Annotated in this window: 12 protein-coding genes, 1 tRNA gene and 1 pseudogene; 10 read left to right on the top strand and 4 right to left on the bottom strand. The window is 34.9% G+C overall.

Annotation, left to right across the window (positions count from 1 at the left end; genetic code table 11):
- Positions 1 to 297: 297 nt before the first annotated feature.
- Positions 298 to 1,211 (top strand): annotated as a pseudogene (locus tag WOCAOBSORBRA_RS06640) (IS110 family transposase).
- Between the two features lie 75 nt (positions 1,212 to 1,286).
- On the top strand, positions 1,287 to 2,660 hold the full coding sequence (gene lpdA, locus WOCAOBSORBRA_RS02335) for a dihydrolipoyl dehydrogenase (protein WP_015589121.1): 1,374 nt from the start codon (positions 1,287 to 1,289) through the stop codon (positions 2,658 to 2,660).
- 5 nt (positions 2,661 to 2,665) lie between these two features.
- Here the strand turns inward: lpdA and WOCAOBSORBRA_RS02340 are convergent, their stop codons facing one another.
- Positions 2,666 to 3,058 (bottom strand): hypothetical protein, encoded by a 393-nt coding sequence (locus WOCAOBSORBRA_RS02340; RefSeq protein WP_006279962.1) that lies wholly within the window; start codon positions 3,056 to 3,058, stop codon positions 2,666 to 2,668.
- 69 nt (positions 3,059 to 3,127) lie between these two features.
- Here WOCAOBSORBRA_RS02340 and murG point away from each other — a divergent pair, with 69 nt between their 5' ends.
- The gene (gene murG / locus WOCAOBSORBRA_RS02345; protein WP_007549072.1) at positions 3,128 to 4,159 is read left to right on the top strand and encodes an undecaprenyldiphospho-muramoylpentapeptide beta-N-acetylglucosaminyltransferase; all 1,032 of its coding nucleotides are present in this window, start codon (positions 3,128 to 3,130) and stop codon (positions 4,157 to 4,159) included.
- Here murG and gshB read toward each other — a convergent pair.
- Both gshB and WOCAOBSORBRA_RS02355 read right to left on the bottom strand, forming a co-directional pair.
- Positions 4,144 to 5,073: a glutathione synthase gene (gene gshB / locus WOCAOBSORBRA_RS02350; protein WP_174515829.1), complete on the bottom strand. Its 930-nt coding sequence runs from the start codon at positions 5,071 to 5,073 to the stop codon at positions 4,144 to 4,146. The two genes, murG and gshB, sit on opposite strands and share 16 nt — an antisense overlap.
- 60 nt (positions 5,074 to 5,133) lie before the next feature.
- Positions 5,134 to 5,730: a BON domain-containing protein gene (locus WOCAOBSORBRA_RS02355; protein ID WP_174515830.1), complete on the bottom strand. Its 597-nt coding sequence runs from the start codon at positions 5,728 to 5,730 to the stop codon at positions 5,134 to 5,136.
- A gap of 140 nt (positions 5,731 to 5,870) precedes the next feature.
- Between WOCAOBSORBRA_RS02355 and WOCAOBSORBRA_RS02360 the strand changes: the two genes are divergently transcribed.
- The 5 genes from WOCAOBSORBRA_RS02360 to lon all read left to right on the top strand — a co-directional run bounded on the left by WOCAOBSORBRA_RS02360 (position 5,871) and on the right by lon (position 11,829).
- A tRNA-Leu gene (locus WOCAOBSORBRA_RS02360) sits at positions 5,871 to 5,952 on the top strand.
- 158 nt (positions 5,953 to 6,110) lie between these two features.
- Entirely contained in the window at positions 6,111 to 7,445 is a 1,335-nt protein-coding gene (gene tig, locus WOCAOBSORBRA_RS02365; protein ID WP_155968869.1) for a trigger factor, read from the top strand.
- Between the two features lie 11 nt (positions 7,446 to 7,456).
- The gene (gene clpP, locus WOCAOBSORBRA_RS02370) at positions 7,457 to 8,083 is read left to right on the top strand and encodes an ATP-dependent Clp endopeptidase proteolytic subunit ClpP (protein ID WP_174515831.1); all 627 of its coding nucleotides are present in this window, start codon (positions 7,457 to 7,459) and stop codon (positions 8,081 to 8,083) included.
- Entirely contained in the window at positions 8,083 to 9,360 is a 1,278-nt protein-coding gene (clpX, locus tag WOCAOBSORBRA_RS02375; RefSeq protein WP_174515832.1) for an ATP-dependent Clp protease ATP-binding subunit ClpX, read from the top strand. Before clpP ends, clpX begins: the two co-directional genes overlap by 1 nt.
- Before the next feature lie 15 nt (positions 9,361 to 9,375).
- Positions 9,376 to 11,829: an endopeptidase La gene (gene lon / locus WOCAOBSORBRA_RS02380; protein WP_174515833.1), complete on the top strand. Its 2,454-nt coding sequence runs from the start codon at positions 9,376 to 9,378 to the stop codon at positions 11,827 to 11,829.
- Positions 11,830 to 11,841: 12 nt separating this feature from the next.
- Here the strand turns inward: lon and WOCAOBSORBRA_RS02385 are convergent, their stop codons facing one another.
- On the bottom strand, positions 11,842 to 13,623 hold the full coding sequence (locus WOCAOBSORBRA_RS02385) for an ABC transporter ATP-binding protein (protein ID WP_174515834.1): 1,782 nt from the start codon (positions 13,621 to 13,623) through the stop codon (positions 11,842 to 11,844).
- A 286-nt stretch (positions 13,624 to 13,909) separates the two neighbouring features.
- On the opposite strand from WOCAOBSORBRA_RS02385, the gene WOCAOBSORBRA_RS02390 reads away from it, so the two are divergent.
- A complete protein-coding gene (locus tag WOCAOBSORBRA_RS02390; RefSeq protein ID WP_174515835.1) occupies positions 13,910 to 15,205 on the top strand; it encodes a Na+/H+ antiporter NhaC family protein in 1,296 nt (431 codons plus the stop codon).
- A gap of 34 nt (positions 15,206 to 15,239) precedes the next feature.
- Positions 15,240 to 16,499 carry a cbb3-type cytochrome c oxidase subunit I gene (locus WOCAOBSORBRA_RS02395; RefSeq protein WP_174515836.1) on the top strand — a complete coding sequence of 420 codons (1,260 nt, stop codon included), beginning with the start codon at positions 15,240 to 15,242 and terminating at the stop codon, positions 16,497 to 16,499.
- Positions 16,500 to 16,618: the final 119 nt, after the last annotated feature.

Consider the following 16,618-nt stretch of genomic DNA (forward strand, 5'->3'; position numbering starts at 1 on the left):
AAATCCACACTATACGCCATTATAACTCAAATAGCTTATTATACCTTTATCATTTACTTTGGGAAGTACTATAGTTGCTAAAATTATAACTCTTAGTTTAATAATTTTAATCTAATAAGCTTTCAGGTTAATAAAATTAAATTATTTGAGTAAATACAATACTATGTTTTTATTTGTGGGTAATAGTAAGGCTTAAAGCAAAATGTAGTACGAACGGTAGGTGGATCTAAAAGATCGAATTACAATCCTGTATACAGCATTTTGCATTATTGTTTGATTATATTTATAGGTACAAAAATGGCTAGAATAATTTTCATGGGAGTAGATGTTTCCAAGGAAGCATTGGACATCTCAATTAATGGCAAGCATAAGCGCATAGCAAACGTGAGTGATGCTATATCTAAGTTTATAGAAACAAATATAGTCGATTTACCCATCAAGTTATGTGTAAGCTGGTGGCTATGAAAAGCTCATTATAAAATTGTTGCAAGATAACTGTCCATAAAGCTCACCCGAATCGGGTATATGCATTTGCCAAAGCTTGCAATCATTTTGCAAAAACTGACAAGTTAGATGCTAAATTACTGGAAAAATACGCTGAATTTGTCAGTAAAGACGGTGAAGTAAAAGGATGTATAATTTCACAAAAGCAAGAGGAATTAAAGGAGCTGGGGGCAGTTGAGCGTAATTTAAATGATGCAATTCATGCAAACAAGTGTCGCCTGCAAAGTGCGACGGGAAAAGCTAGAGAATACATAGAAAGACAGATAGGGTTTGCTGAAAAACAATTGAAAGAAATTAGGCAAGACATAGAAGACGCAATAGCTGAATTGAAAGGAAAAAATGAGCTTTTAATCAGCTATAAAGGTATTGGATCAAAGACGGCGAGCGTTCTACTGACAGAGGTGCCTGAGCTTGGTAGATTAGAGAATAGAGAAATTGCATGCTTAGTTGGAGTTGCACCTAAAACTAGTGAAAGTGGAAGAAAAGTTGGCAAAGCTCAAATCAAAGGAGGCAGGTTTTATGCAAGGAAAGCACTATACATGTCAGCTCTTGTTGCTATGCACCATAACAGAAAAATGAAAGCGTTTTATCAGCGTTTGGTTGATTCTGGCAAAGCTGCTAAGGTTGCATTAGTTGCTGTCATGAGAAAAATTATCGTTTGTTTAAATGCCATGATAAAAAATAACAACTTTTATCTTGACTCTTAAGACGGTAGATGACAGACCATTGATTGTATGGGTTCCATCTGTTATATATAATCTTTTTGAATACGAAGAAAACTGATGAATGAGTATGATATTACGGTTATAGGTAGCGGTCCTGGTGGTTATATAGCGGCAATTAGGGCGGCACAGCTTGGGTTTAAAACTGCAATTGTGGAAAAAGAAAAAAATTTAGGCGGTATATGCTTAAATTGGGGATGTATACCAACAAAATCACTGCTTAGAGCATCTGAGGTTTATAGGCTAATAAAAAGATCAAAAGAGTTTGGTATAGAAGTAAAGGGAGCGAATTTTGATATACAATCAATAGTGAAATACTCAAGAAACGTTGTTGATAAATTGTCAAGCGGTGTTGCATATTTGATGAAAAAAAATAATATCAAAGTTCATCAAGGTTTTGGTAAACTTGCAGGCAATGGTACTATAAAAGTCGTTAGCGATAAGGAAGAACAAGAAATTGTTTCCAAGCATATCATTTTAGCAACAGGCGTGAGGGCACGGAATCTGCCTGGAATAGAGGCAGATGGAGATTTAATATGGAATGCGCAGCACGCTATGACTCCAGAGAGATTACCAAAATCGCTACTAATTATAGGGTCTGGTGCAATTGGAATAGAATTTGCAAGTTTTTATAGTACTTTGGGTGTTGATGTAACAATCATAGAGATAAAGAGCACTATTTTGCCGCTGGAGGATAAGGACATTTCAGATTTAGCACAAGAAATATTCACAAAACAGGGGATAAAAATATATACAAACAGTAGCGTAAAAGCTCTTACTAAAAGTAAAGACTCTGCTCAAGTGCTACTAAGTAGTGGTGAAAGCAAAGAATTTGATAAGGTGATTGTTGCGGTTGGAATTCAAGCAAATATTGAAAATATAGGTTTAGAAAATACAAAAATTAAATTAAGCCCTTCTGGCTTTATTGAAACGAATGAATGGTATGAAACTAGTGAATCAAATGTGTATGCAATAGGTGATGTAGCTGGCCCACCATGTTTAGCACATAAAGCGAGCCATGAAGCCGTGATCTGCATTGAAAAGATTGCTGGTAAAAATGCTCATGCGTTAAAAAAAGAATGCATACCAAATTGCACTTATTCTCATCCACAAATAGCGAGCATCGGCCTTACTGAGGAACAGGCAATAAAAGGTGGGTATGATATAAAAATAGGAAAATTTCACTCTAACTTTAATGGTAAGTCTGTTGCACTCAGTGAAACTGAAGGGTTAGTGAAAACGATTATAGATAAAAAAACCGGAGAAATTCTGGGTAGCCACATGATAGGTGCAGAAGTAACGGAGTTAATTAGCAATTTTGCTCTTGCAAAGCAACTAGAAGGAACAGACTTCGACATAAAATCTACGATTTTTCCTCATCCAACCATTTCAGAGATGATACATGAATCAGTGCTTGCTGCAGATGTTAAATAGTTGAACTAACGTTCCATCGTTTTAGAGTTGTCAATGTCTTGAGTAGTAGTTTGATTAGGCACTTTAGTTTCAATAGATTGATTACCACCAGCATCAGAATTCTGTAACTCTTCTTTCAATCCCTTAGCTGCTTCTTTAACTTCAAGCTTTGCCTTTGGATGAAGATCTTCTGGGCCTTTTCCTTTAGTATCCAAACCTTGTTGTAGATTAGTGCTTTTCATTTTATTATGCTGCTCGTGCTCAGGTAGGTCAACGACCGAATTGAAAAGAATTTTTATTATATTTTTTAGCAGTTCTAAAAAACCTCCGCTTCTGCCTTCTCTTTGTTCTTGAGGTTTATTTTTCTCATTAGGTTCTTTTTTACTATTACTTTTAGGCATTTTTAACTCAACTATCATAACGCTTAATAAAATTCTACGTGCAAATTGTTAAATAACAGTTAACAATCTAGGATTTATTATTTACAGATGGATATTATTTTAGCAACAGGTGGCACAGGTGGGCATATCTTTCCGGCCATAGCTTTAGCAAAAGCACTAAAGACACAAGGATACAATTGCATATTATTCACTGATAAAAAAACAAATAAAAATACCGACATAGAAAGCTACACCTTACCATTACGTAGACCAAGCAGCAACAAATTTAAGTTTTTCCTTTTCTTGATATACAGCTCTATGTTAGCACTGTATCAAGTAAGAAAATTAAAACCAAAATCGGTCATTGGTTTTGGTAGCTATGCTTCTTTTCCAACTCTTCTTGCAGCAAGAGTTCTTTCTATACCTATAATTTTACATGAACAAAACACAGTTTTAGGGAGAGTAAATAGATTCTTTTTCAAGAGTGCAAAATTAATTGCAACCAGCTTTCCGGAGACTAAATATGCAGAGGGCAATAAATGTATTTTTACAGGAAATTTTGTTGATATAAAAGCACAGAGCCATTCTAGCACTGAGAAAATCCTAAATATATTGGTCATAGCAGGCAGCCAAGGTGCAAATTTTTTTGATGATGTAGTAAGCAGCGTAATTTGTGATTTACCTATTAAAATGAAAAAGAAAATTAGAGTGACGCAGCAATGTACGAAGAAAAATGTAAACAAGGTCAAAAGTCTATACAAAAGTGAAAAGATCGATTGTGAATTGAGTGAATTTTTTGATGATATGGAGAATAGACTGGCCAATGCTCACTTGGTAATTAGCAGAGCAGGAGCAACTTCAATAGCAGAGATCACTCTTGCTAGGCGTTCTGCTATATATATTCCTTACCCTTACTCAAAAGATAATCACCAATTTTATAACGCAAAATATATTGAAGACTCGAGAGCAGCTATAATAGTTAAGCAGAATAGTGAAGCAAAAAAAAATCTAACAGAGGTACTATTTGATCTATTAAATAATTCTCAAAAATTGCGTGATATGACCAATAGTACAGAAAAAACAGGGATAAAGAATGGGACTACTGAGTTTGTTAAGGTGATTGTTCACAGGTTTAGTTGATGGCTGCTTGCTTTTTCTTCAAACACATCCCAAAGATCTTTTTCTAGCGATATATTATACAATTTATTGATATGAACTACTCCCGTGGGTGAAGTTGTGTTAATTTCGAGCAGGAAGTCATCTATAATATCAATACCAACAAATATTAGCCCCCTTTTCTTTAATTCAGGACCAATTTTGTTACATATTTCATTGTCCCTATCGTTCATTTGAGCGGGTTCAAAACTTGCTCCAAGCCGCACATTTGTCCTGATCTCTCCACTGATTTTTGGAACTCGTTTCATTACTCCAATTGGTTGACCATAAAGTAGCAATATTCTTTTATCTTTATCTATGTTTTTACAAAATGATTGTGCAATCACAGGGCATTCGTATTTTGCTGTCATGAGATCCACTACTACTTGAATACTATTCTCGTCTTGTATTCTTATTACATCATTTCCGCCATAGCTATACAATGGCTTCAGGATAATATCTTTATAGTTGCGGTAAAAATCTCTAATCATTGATATATTTTCAGTAATCAAAGTTGGCGGAATTAGCTCTGGAAATAATGAAGTTATCAATTTTTCAGGACAATTTCTTATTTCTGTTGGATTGTTAATTACCAATGCGCTGGTTTTTTCTAAGATATAGGTTGTTGTAATGTAGCGCATATCAAAGGGTGGATCCTGTCTGATAAATATGATGTCCATTTCATTCAAGTTGATTGCTACATCCTCTTTAGAGATAAAACTAAAATCATCAACGTTGACTTTCTGAGCAAGAGCAATTGGATGGTTTAGCTTTAGTGCTAAATTGTTAGGAGCATAGACAAAAACTTCGTGCTTCCTCCTTTGTGCTTCCTTTATTAGCACGAATGTAGTGTCAGTTTCAAAATTTATATTTTCATCCATCTGAAAGGCAACTTTCATTTATGTTCTCTACCTATTGTCACAATTGTACAAATGTTATAATTTGAAAGCGATTTTTGCCTAATGGCGTAACTTACTGTACCTATATCGTACATAACTTACAACTTGTTTTACTCCCTTTATTTTTCTTGCAATTGCTATTACAGCTTTTAATTCCGCTTTATTTTGGGCTATACCCATCAAATAAACAACTCTATCAACCGTATTAACGCTATAATTAATTGACTTAATATTTCTTTTTCCCAGAAGTCTTGTTCTTATTTCCGCTGTTATCATGCCATCTACAGTGGTGTCTAGCATGGAAGCCATTTGAATTGGTATTACTCTTATTTCATTTATCACTTCTTTAATTTCTTTTTGCTGCCAAGCTATTTTTTCTGCTGTAAGTTGTTTTTCAGGAGTGTCAACACTTCCAATGAGCAATACTCTTCCTTCACTTACTTTAACCTTTATGGATGAAAATAGTCCATGCTTTAAGAGCACCTTATTAATTCTGATGACCATAGTTGTATCATCAATGATATTTCCCAAGGATTTGTCCTGCATTGTTATTGCTGTTGCTGCCGCTGTAGCCACCACACCACCTATTATAAGGGTTGTGCAACCACTTTGTGTAATCAAAAAAATTGCGAGTAAGAAGCTTGTTATTAATCTCATTATTGATTTTCAGGGTTTAGAGCTTTCATTAAGAAATGTTAATAAGCTTTTTTGATTGTGTAAATACCATAAATTAAGTAAGACTTTAAACCTTGAATATTTTTAATGGAATACCTATAATAGGGTACTGAAAATTTCTTGCGGATATGGCGGAATTGGTAGACGTGCCAGGTTTAGGTCCTGGTGAGCTTGCTCGTGGGGGTTCAAGTCCCTCTATCCGCACTTTAAAGTCATGTAACTTAGGTTTTAAGGGAAAATTTATAATCACTAAATACACTTTTGTTTGTGTAAAAACCTGTTCTTAAGGATTGTGTTTAACTTAAATTCTGGTAAAATGACTCTATTAAGATATGAATTAAAATGTTAATAAATGAATTATGATGTCTAATAATATACCTCAAAATACAGTCGAAGTAAGTAGCGTATATACCTACAAAGAGCTTAGTATAGATAAACTAAAGTATGAGTATGAAATCACAGTTGGTAGTGATTATATAAAACAAAAGGTAAATTCCAGGTTGCAAGAGATAGCAGAAAATGCAAAATCACCTGGATTTAGGGCTGGAAAGATGCCCTATGACCTTGTTGTTGCAAATTATAAAAACGAGGCTTTGGAATATGTGATAAATAATACAATTGATTATTGCTCAAGTGATTTGATGAAAAAAATTGAAGTCAAGTCTCACATTTATCCTAAGGTTGATGTTATATCATTACCAGATCTGGGCAAAGAAAATGAGGAGGGCAATTTTGTATACAAGCTATCTTTTGAGTCGATGCCTGAAGTACCGATGATAGATCTTGACAAAATAAACTTAAAGAAAATTGAAGCAAAGATTGAAGAGGAAGATATAAAAGAATTTATTGATTCTATCAAAACAAAGTTCCCCAATTTTGCCTCTGTTGATGATGCTTCTTATCAAGCGAAAGATGGGGATAAATTGATAATTGATTTTGAAGGGCGGATTAGGAATAAGCTCTTTCAAGGTGGAAGTAGCAAAGATTTTGCCGTTAATTTAGGGTCTGGCACATTTATTAATGGTTTTGAAGATCAATTAACTGGTATGAAAAAGGGAGAAACAAAGAACTTTAAGTTGAAATTTCCTGAAAATTACCAAGCCATTTCCCTTGCAGGACAGGAAGCTGATTTTTCTGTGCGAGTTAATGAGATTCAAATTGCCAAAGATTTTGAAAATGATGATGAAATAGCTAAGAGCATTGGGTTTAAAGATTATTCTTTGCTAATAAATCATGCAAAAAAAATGATTGGTGATCAGTGCACCGAAATGAGAAATCTCTTAATTAAAAAGGAGCTGTTTGATTATTTGGATGCTAATTATAGTTTTGATTTACCCACAGACATAGTAAAACAGGAGCAACAAAGAATGGAAGGAGAATTGGGTGCTCAAAATGATTCTCGTAAAGAAGCTGAAAAACGTGTAAAGCTTGCTATGTTATTTATGAAATTTAGTGCAGAACATAAAATATCATTAACTCAAAATGATGTTTTGAGTGTTATTGTAAATCAATATGTCAGTAAAGATGTGCAATTTGACAGAGTACTTAAGCATTTTGAATCAAATAAACAATTTCAAGAATTAGTTAGAGGGCAAGCGCTTGAGTATAAAGTGACAGATTATATAATAGAAAAAGTTAGTAAAGAAGAGCAGATTGTTTCTGTGAAAGAATTAAAGGAATTATTTGATAATATTTAATAGGAAAAGGTATGACTCTTATACCAATTGTAGTTGAACAAACTAGTCGCGGTGAGCGCGCTTATGACATATATTCAAGACTAGTGAAAGAAAGAATAATTTTTGTAACAGGTCCTATTGAAGACAATATGGCCAGTGTAATAGTAGCACAGCTTTTATTTTTAGAATCGGAAAATCCCGATAAAGACATTTGTATGTACATCAACTCACCAGGTGGTGTTGTAACTGCTGGTTTGTCGATCTACGATACAATGCAGTATATAAACCCAGACGTTTCAACTTTATGTATAGGTCAAGCTGCGTCTATGGGTTCTTTATTGCTTGCAGCTGGTACAAAAGGTAAGCGCTACTCTCTACCTCATTCAAGAATTATGATACATCAGCCATCTGGTGGTTATCATGGTCAAGCAACTGATATAGAAATACATGCTAATGAAATTTTGCGAGTTAAGAAAAAACTAAATCAAATTTATGAAAAACATACTGGAAATTCACTGAAGAAAATTGAAGGAATGATGGAAAGAGATAAATTCATGGATCCTGAAGAAGCAAGGAAAATTGGCTTAATTGACAGGGTGATAGCTGAGCGTACAGATATTGAAATTGAAAATACTAAAATTAAACAAAAGGTGGGTTAATGGATAATAATAATGATTTACACTACTGTTCTTTTTGCAACAAGGCGCAAGATGAAGTAGATAAATTGATTACTAACTCTTCGGATGGTTTAAAGGTGTTTATTTGTAATGAGTGCATAGAATTATCCCATAAAGCAATAAGTCAAAAGAAAGATAGATCTTTTAATTCAGATCGTATATCTGATATGAAGCTATTACTAAAGAAACCTGAGGATATAAAAAACTTTCTCAGCAAGCATGTTGTAGGTCAAGAACACGCGCAACACGTTTTATCTGTAGCTATGTATAACCATTGTCAATCCATGGTACAATTTCATGCTATAAGTGATATTGAAATCGAGAAGTCAAATATAATGCTTATTGGTCCCACTGGTTCTGGTAAGACTTTGCTAGCCAAAACACTTGCTAAAGTTTCAGATGTGCCATTTGCTATGGCTGATGCGACAACTTTAACTGAGGCAGGTTATGTGGGTGATGATGTAGAAAGCGTGTTGTCGCGTTTATTACAAGCTGCAAATTATGACGTTGCAAAAGCACAGCGTGGTATAGTGTTTATAGATGAAATAGACAAGATCACAAGAAAATCTGAAAGCACTTCAATAACCCGTGACGTTTCAGGTGAAGGGGTCCAGCAAGCTCTGCTTAAGATTATGGAGGGTACAGTTGCTTATGTTCCGCCACAAGGAGGGCGAAAACACCCACAACAAGAGTTTATACAAGTGGATACTAGTAACATACTGTTTATTTGTGGAGGAGCTTTTGAAGGCCTCGATAAAATTATTGAAGCGAGAAAAAAGGGAACGTCAGTTGGCTTTGGAGCAGATATAAGTCAGTCTAAAGAGCAAAAGAAAAAGAATGCTTTACATGATGTTCAACCTGAAGATTTAATCAAATTCGGTTTAATACCCGAATTTGTAGGGCGGGTTCCAATAACTGCTGTTTTAGATGAGCTGGATCATGAAGATTTAATACATGTGTTGACAGAGCCAAGGAATGCACTAATAAAACAGTACAAAGCATTGCTTGCGTTTAGCAAAGTAAACCTTGAGTTTTCAGATGAAGCAATATCAGCTATTGCTAAAAAGGCTATAAGCTACAAAACAGGTGCAAGAATGTTACGTGCTATCTTGGAGTCACTTTTGCTTGACATTATGTATACATCTGGAAACGGAGGCTTTGAAGGTAGCACTATAGTAATCACTAAGAAAATGGTAGAATTAGGAAAAGCAACGGTTAATCATAATAACAATGGCAATGTTATAACGGTTAATGATTAATTTGAGGCATATATTATGAACATTGAACGTGCTGTAAGCTCTAGTTTTACTGCATTGCCAGTATTACCTTTAAGAGATGTAGTAATTTTTCCAAATATAATGGTGCCTTTATTCATAGGCAGAGAAAAATCTGTTAATGCACTAGAGTATGCAATAAGTAGTAGTAATCACCAAAATGAGATTTTTCTTGTAGCACAGAAAGATGGCTCTGTTGATAATCCAGAGCCTGAAGATCTTTATGAAGTAGGTGTGTTAGCAAGCATTGTACAACCGTTAATAAAATTACCTGACAATGCAGTAAAAGTTATAATCCGGGGGATAAGAAGGGGAAGAGTTGTAGAATATATTAGCTCTCATACTTTATTACAAGCCAGGGTAGAGTTAGACAATTATTATAAAGAAGATGAAGACAATATTGATTTAGAAGCTTTAAGGCGGTCTGTTGTAGACGCGTTCGATAGCTGGTGTAAGCTAAACAAGAAAAATCAACCCGAGGTTGCCATTAACTCCATTGATCAAATCAAAGAAGTTGATCAACTTGTAGACACGGTAGCTTCACATTTAAATATAAAAGTATCAGATAAACAAAGTATACTTGAGGCTTATGACCCAGAAGAGCGTTTAAAAAAAGCTTTTGCTTTTATTGAGAGAGAAATGAGTATTTTGAACGCACAAAACCGTTTATATAAGACAATTAAATCGCAAGTTGAAAGCACTCAGAAAGTTTACTACCTTAACGAGCAATTGAAAGCTATACAGAAAGAATTAGGCGAATTTGAGAATGGTGATGAAGGGAATATACTCAATGAATTTGAAAAAAAGATAAATGAAACAAAGCTTTCTCAGGAAGCAAGAGAGAAAGCTATAACTGATTTGAAGAGATACAAGAAAATGAATCCCATTTCTCCTGAAGCTACAGTTATATCTAGTTACTTGCATTGGTTGCTTGAGTTGCCATGGGGAAAGTACAAAGATGCAAAAATTAACTTAAATGCAGCTAAGAAAATCTTAGATGAAAATCATTATGGCATAGAGAAAGTAAAAGATAGAATAATAGAATTTTTAGCGGTATTAAAAAGAGTAAAAGAGATAAAAGGTCCTATACTTTGCTTAGTTGGACCGCCAGGTGTTGGTAAAACTTCTTTAGCTAAGTCTATGGCAAGAGCAGTAGGAAGAGATTTTGTTCGCATAGCTCTTGGTGGTGTGCGTGATGAGTCTGAGATACGAGGGCATAGGAAAACTTATATTGGCTCAATGCCTGGTAAAATCATTCAACACATGAAAAAAGCTAATTCATGCAACCCGCTTTTTCTGCTTGATGAAATAGATAAGATGGGTTCTGATTCGCGTGGCGATCCTGCGTCTGCATTACTTGAGGTTTTAGATACTGAGCACAATAAACACTTTACGGATCATTACTTGGAAGTTGAGTTTGATCTTTCAAGTGTAATGTTTGTAGCTACGGCAAACAGCTTAAATTTACCACATCCTTTGCGTGATAGGATGGAAATTATACAATTGTCCGGGTATACTGAAGATGAAAAAATCAGTATTGCTACACACTACCTTATTCCGAAGTTAAAGAAGGAGCATGGTTTGTATCAGAAGGAATGGGACATAACTAATGAGGCGTTATACGAGTTGATACGTTTATATACACGTGAAAGTGGTGTGCGGAGTATGGAAAGGGAGCTTGCAAAGCTCATGAGAAAGGCAGTTAAAGAAATATTGACTGATAAAAATAAGAAAATATCCGTAGGGGTTGACAATTTACAAGATTATTTAGGGGTACGTAAATATACCTTTGGCATTGCGGAAAATGAGAGTTTAGTAGGAATAGTAACTGGGCTCGCCTATACTGAAACAGGTGGTGATATTTTGATGATAGAATCAGTCCTAATTCCGGGCAAGGGAGAAATAAAATACACAGGAAAGCTTGGAGAGGTTATGCAAGAATCTATAAAAGCTGCGTATAGTTATATTCGATCAAATTGTTTGTTTTTTGGTATAAAGCCCGAAAAATTCCAAAATAATGATATACATTTGCATGTACCTGAGGGTGCTGTACCAAAAGATGGCCCTTCTGCTGGCAGCGCGGTATGTACGTCTATTGTTTCTCTTATGACAAATATACCAGTTAACAAAAATGTTGCTATGACAGGCGAAGTGACATTGCGTGGTAGAGTTTTAGCTATCGGGGGCTTGAGAGAAAAATTGCTTGCAGCGCTCAGAGGATCAATCAAAACTGTGATTATACCAAGTGAAAATGAGAAAGATATGCAAGAGATTCCGGCAAGCATCAAAGAGGGGATCAACGTAGTTTTTGCTAAGAATATTGATGAAGTTATGAAAGTTGCTTTAATGCACCCTACTACTCCAATTGATGGTGATGATAATCAAAATAGTGTGCCTTCCTCTATAGAAAGTAAAGATGATACTTTTCCTATGTCGGAAACATTGAAGCATTAGATTAAAAAAATATTATACAATCTCCACTTCTTTTTTATCCGGCAAAAACCCACCAACTTGCGCATTCCATAGGGTCTTATACATTCCGTTTTTATCAAGAAGTTCCTGATGCGTGCCATCTTCTAAAATCTTACCTTGATCAAACACTAAAATGCGATCCATATGCAAAAGCGTAGATAGGCGGTGGGCTATTACTATTGTAGTTTTATCTTGCATCAACTCCCATAGAGATTCTTGAATATTACTTTCAGTCACAGAATCAAGCTGTGAAGTTGCTTCATCCAGAATTAATATAGGAGCATTTTTTAAGATAGCTCTGGCAATTGCGATACGTTGCCTTTGTCCACCAGAAAGTTTCACACCTCTTTCACCAACGAGTGAATCATAACCTTGGGGTAATTTTGAAATAAACTCATGAGCATGTGCTTTTTTTGCCGCTTCAATTACTTCATCATCGCTAGCATTTGTTTTTCCATAGCGAATATTCTCCATCAAAGTCCTATGAAAAAGCGATGGATCTTGTGGGATCATTGCGATTTTTGCACGCAAAGAATCCTGCGTAACATTACAAATATCTTGATCATCTATGAGAATTGCACCATCAGTTACATCGTAAAGCCTTAATATCAGGTTCACAAAAGTAGATTTACCACCACCTGAATAGCCAACAAGTCCTACCTTCTGTCCAGCTTTGATAGCGATTGATTTATTCTGGAAAAGAGGTTCGGTACCATCGTAATGGAATTTGACATTATTAAAAGTGATTTGCCCACTATTACATTTGAGAGAAACTGCATCAAGTTTATCCTGAATTTCGCAATGTATCATTAATGAAATTAAACTTTGCTTACATCTACCGACTGCTTTATTGAATTCATCGACCTCTGACATGGTGAACCACATCATATGTCCTGTTTCCATCGATAAACCTAATATTAAAGCAAAATCACCTATAGCCACTAAGTTTTTGCTGTAAAGATAAATTAGAAAACAAGCAGAAGAAGCCATCATAATGGCTATTAATCCTCCTTGTATGGAGTGCATGATAAATGAGTAAAAATGGGTTGCTGTATACGCTTTTTGCTGATTACACAAAAATGGAATCATTCTTGAATTTTCATAAGACTTTCTAGAAAAATTTCTGACATTACTTTGATTAGATAGAGAATCAACCAGCTCACCTATCACTATCGATTCTTCTTTAGCTTGAACATCAGACAGCGAAATAAGCTTTCGTGACATCATAATGCTTGCACTTGCAAAGAATATGAACCAGACAACCAATATGAAATAAAATATAGAATTTACAGAGTAAGCAGCTATAAAAGCAGCCAACAACAATGAAGCTCCTCTTAAGAAATTCGGTGCAACTCTGCTTATCAGAATTTCAATTCCATCTGCTAGATTAGTAATTTGTCTTGAAATTTTTCCTGATAAATTATCCTGATAAAATTTATTAGATTTTCCGAGTACATGATCCATCACTTTTCCAATGACACTATTAATAACAACAGGAATAAATCTACAGCGTATATAACCAATTCCTCTCCAAGTGAAATTATCAAATACGATAAAATTCACGACAATCAGGCTTGATGGTAATATTAAAATTGAAATATCTCCATTCTGCACATGTGGTAGAAGGTTGATGATGTTCTTAATCAGTATGCTGTTCAACGGTCCCCAAAATCCCGCAAAGATTGCAAGGGAAACAAAAATCGAGACCGATAATTTGTATGGTTTCAAAAAATGCCAGATGAAAGAATATAAAGTTTTAGGTAGCTGATGATTCATTTGAACACTCAATTTCTTCACCTTCCTTTCTATCTGGCAAAAACCCACCAACTTGCGCATCCCATAAGGATATGACTTGCTTTGTTGTTATGTCATTCATATTTTTTACTTATTCTATCTCCCAGTTTAATTCAAGTAGATGATAACAATCATATTATAATAGTCCTTTTCATGGAAACCTTTTCTGGTAGATTGCTTTCTAGAAAAACATTGGTCAAGGTGCCAACTGTGGTTTATAATAATATAAATTATATCATAGTTGATTTGCATTTATCAGAGCTGAGGTATGTTTTATCTTACAAATTTTTTGCCTATTTTACTGTTCCTCTTTCTTTTTGTAGGGAGTGGTATATATTTTACTGTTCTTGGCGTGTCAAATGCTTTTTATCAGTTATCTCCACTGGTAGCCATTGTTCCTGCCATAGCTCTGGGTTGGGTTTTATACAAGGGCAATACTGAAGAAAAAATGTATGCCTTTCTAGATGGGGTAAGAGATCGTAATATTATCACTATGTGCATCATTTTTTTACTTGCAGGTGCATTCAGTGAAGTAACTAAAGCAATCGGTAGTGCTGATGCCACAGTTAATTTGGCTCTTTCATTTATACCAACACAATTTTTACTCATAGGATTATTTTTTGTAGCAGCTTTCATCTCCACTGCTATTGGTACATCAATGGGCACCATTGCAACAATTGCTCCTATTGCAGTTGAACTGACACAAGCTGGGATTTCTCCTTCCTTAGGAGTGGCAACCGTTGTAGGAGGAGCAATGTTTGGCGACAATTTATCTATTATCTCTGATACTACAATTGCATCTGTGATGTCTCAAAAGGCTGATATAAAGAAAAAATTAAAACTGAATGCAAAAGTGGCACTAATTGCTTCTATATTCACAATAATTATATTATTTTATAGCTCAAGCAATAGTGCTGCTATTTCAGTTAAGGAGTATTCTTTATTGCTTGTGGCTCCTTACATCATACTTATATTGCTTGCAAACTTTGGAATCAATGTATTTACGGCATTGGTTTTAAGCATAACTTTTGCTGGAATTATTGGATTTATAAATAACAACAATCATGGTTTATTGTTTTTAAGCCAAAACATCACCAAAGGGTTTATGAGTATGCATGAAATTATGCTACTGTCATTGATGGTTGGCGGGCTTTCAGGACTGGTAGGTAAAAATTCTAAGGAGCTTGCAGATAAACTTTCATCTTGGGTTATGATACAACGTGGTGGACAAAAAACTGCGCAATTATTTATTGCAAAAATAGTCAGCATATTTGATATTTTACTTGCAAATAACACCATCGCTATAATTTTTAGTGGTGAAATTGCTAGAGATATTGCTAAGAAATATGAAATACCGCCTCACTATAGTGCAGCATGGCTAGGCATATTTTCTTGTGTATTTCAAGGATTAATACCGTATGGCGCTCAATTGCTTTTGGCTAGCACTATTGCTGGAGTTTCACCTTTGGCAGTCATGCCACACGTATACTATTGCTATGTTTTAGGTATTATTGCAGTGTTATATATTGTATTGAACAAAATTGAGAAAAAAGATTGTGCTTAATATACAAGACAACGCTCCGCTCTGTAGAAAATGGATGTTCTTGGCAGTATGTGCTCTTGCTTGCTCTGGGTTACTGTCAATAATTGTTATTTTTCTACGATTGCCTTTTATCTCCTCTCTTGTTCCTTCTGCACAATATATTTTTGATAATGCGCTGGTAATACACGTGAACTTGTCAATTTTGGTGTGGATGTGCTCTATAATATCTCTGCTCTTTGTCATAAACCTACAAAATACCAATAGTTGGTTTAACTTTTCATGGGTTCTATCAACCCTTTCGATGCTGCTCATGTTTGTATCTGCATTCGTTCCAAACACTGAAGTTATCAAAAGTAACTATATTCCCGTGTTACAAAACAAATTATTTTTGTTTGGACTCAGTTTGTTTATTGCCAGTATATTAGTAAATACAATGCTAGCATACACATCAAAAAAAGAGGTTTCATATCTCTCTGTTGGGCAAATTGGGCTAGTTATTATACTTGTATCGTCATTTCTTTGCTTTGTTTTAGCATACAATAATATGCCTCCAGGTCTATATCACTCAGATAATAATTTATTTTACGAATATCTCTTTTGGGGAGGCGGACATTTATTGCAGTTTGCTTTTACTCAAGGAATGTTTTTAGTCTATTTAATAATGCTAAGTTCCAATGATATTAGTCTAGCTTCAAGCAATAAAATTAATATTTTACCACTATTTATAAACACGATTTTAGCTGTAGGCGCACCGTTTGTATATTTTGTTTATCCAGTTGATAGTGCCAAGTTAATACAGTTTTTTACTTGGCATATGAGGATTGCTGGAGCAGTTTTGCCGTGCTTTTTGATAATATTAGTGTGCTACAACATCAGAACTTTTATTAATGATAAAAGCAACTATTTATTACATTCATTTTTGTTGTTCACTTATGGAGATGTGCTCGGAGTGTTGACTATTGAAGGTAATGTCACGATTCCTGCTCATTATCACGGTTCTGTAGTTGGGATCACTATAGCTTTTATGAATTTCATTTATTGGCTGTTACCCAAATTAAACTTTAAAGAGGTAAAAAACTCCATGGTAAGATTACAGATTTATGCCTACAGTGTAGGGCATTTTCTCCATATCACTGGCCTTGTGTGGCTTGGTGGATATGGTGCTTTAAGGAAGGTTGCAGATCTGCCAAGCATTTCGTCAATGTTAGCACGCACGTGCTTCATTATAGGTGGCGCTATATCAGTTGTTGGTGGAATGTTGTTCGTAATAATTGTGCTTTTACATCTGTTAAAAGGCAAAGCGCGTACCAACTGACCCATAGAAACAAAAAAAACTTCCTTGACAAACTCCGCCAGCCCCCTTATCATGAAACTGAAGCTATTTATTTATCTTCTCTGTACAGATTAAATGACAAAAAAACTCACGTATCTGGC

Origin of the sequence: Wolbachia endosymbiont of Cardiocondyla obscurior, from assembly GCF_902713635.1 — a bacterium.
GTDB classification, from domain to species: Bacteria; Pseudomonadota; Alphaproteobacteria; order Rickettsiales; family Anaplasmataceae; genus Wolbachia; species Wolbachia pipientis.

What these genes read in the sequence shown, in the direction of transcription:
- WOCAOBSORBRA_RS02395 (WP_174515836.1), top strand. Translation starts at nt 15,240, where the DNA reads ATGTTCTTGGCAGTATGTGCTCTTGCTTGCTCTGGGTTACTGTCAATA.
- tig (WP_155968869.1), top strand. Translation starts at nt 6,111, where the DNA reads ATGTCTAATAATATACCTCAAAATACAGTCGAAGTAAGTAGCGTATAT.
- clpP (WP_174515831.1), top strand. Translation starts at nt 7,457, where the DNA reads ATGACTCTTATACCAATTGTAGTTGAACAAACTAGTCGCGGTGAGCGC.
- WOCAOBSORBRA_RS02390 (WP_174515835.1), top strand. Translation starts at nt 13,910, where the DNA reads ATGTTTTATCTTACAAATTTTTTGCCTATTTTACTGTTCCTCTTTCTT.
- clpX (WP_174515832.1), top strand. Translation starts at nt 8,083, where the DNA reads ATGGATAATAATAATGATTTACACTACTGTTCTTTTTGCAACAAGGCG.
- WOCAOBSORBRA_RS02355 (WP_174515830.1), bottom strand. Translation starts at nt 5,730, where the DNA reads ATGAGATTAATAACAAGCTTCTTACTCGCAATTTTTTTGATTACACAA.
- gshB (WP_174515829.1), bottom strand. Translation starts at nt 5,073, where the DNA reads ATGAAAGTTGCCTTTCAGATGGATGAAAATATAAATTTTGAAACTGAC.
- lpdA (WP_015589121.1), top strand. Translation starts at nt 1,287, where the DNA reads ATGAATGAGTATGATATTACGGTTATAGGTAGCGGTCCTGGTGGTTAT.
- WOCAOBSORBRA_RS02340 (WP_006279962.1), bottom strand. Translation starts at nt 3,058, where the DNA reads ATGATAGTTGAGTTAAAAATGCCTAAAAGTAATAGTAAAAAAGAACCT.
- WOCAOBSORBRA_RS02385 (WP_174515834.1), bottom strand. Translation starts at nt 13,623, where the DNA reads ATGAATCATCAGCTACCTAAAACTTTATATTCTTTCATCTGGCATTTT.
- murG (WP_007549072.1), top strand. Translation starts at nt 3,128, where the DNA reads ATGGATATTATTTTAGCAACAGGTGGCACAGGTGGGCATATCTTTCCG.
- lon (WP_174515833.1), top strand. Translation starts at nt 9,376, where the DNA reads ATGAACATTGAACGTGCTGTAAGCTCTAGTTTTACTGCATTGCCAGTA.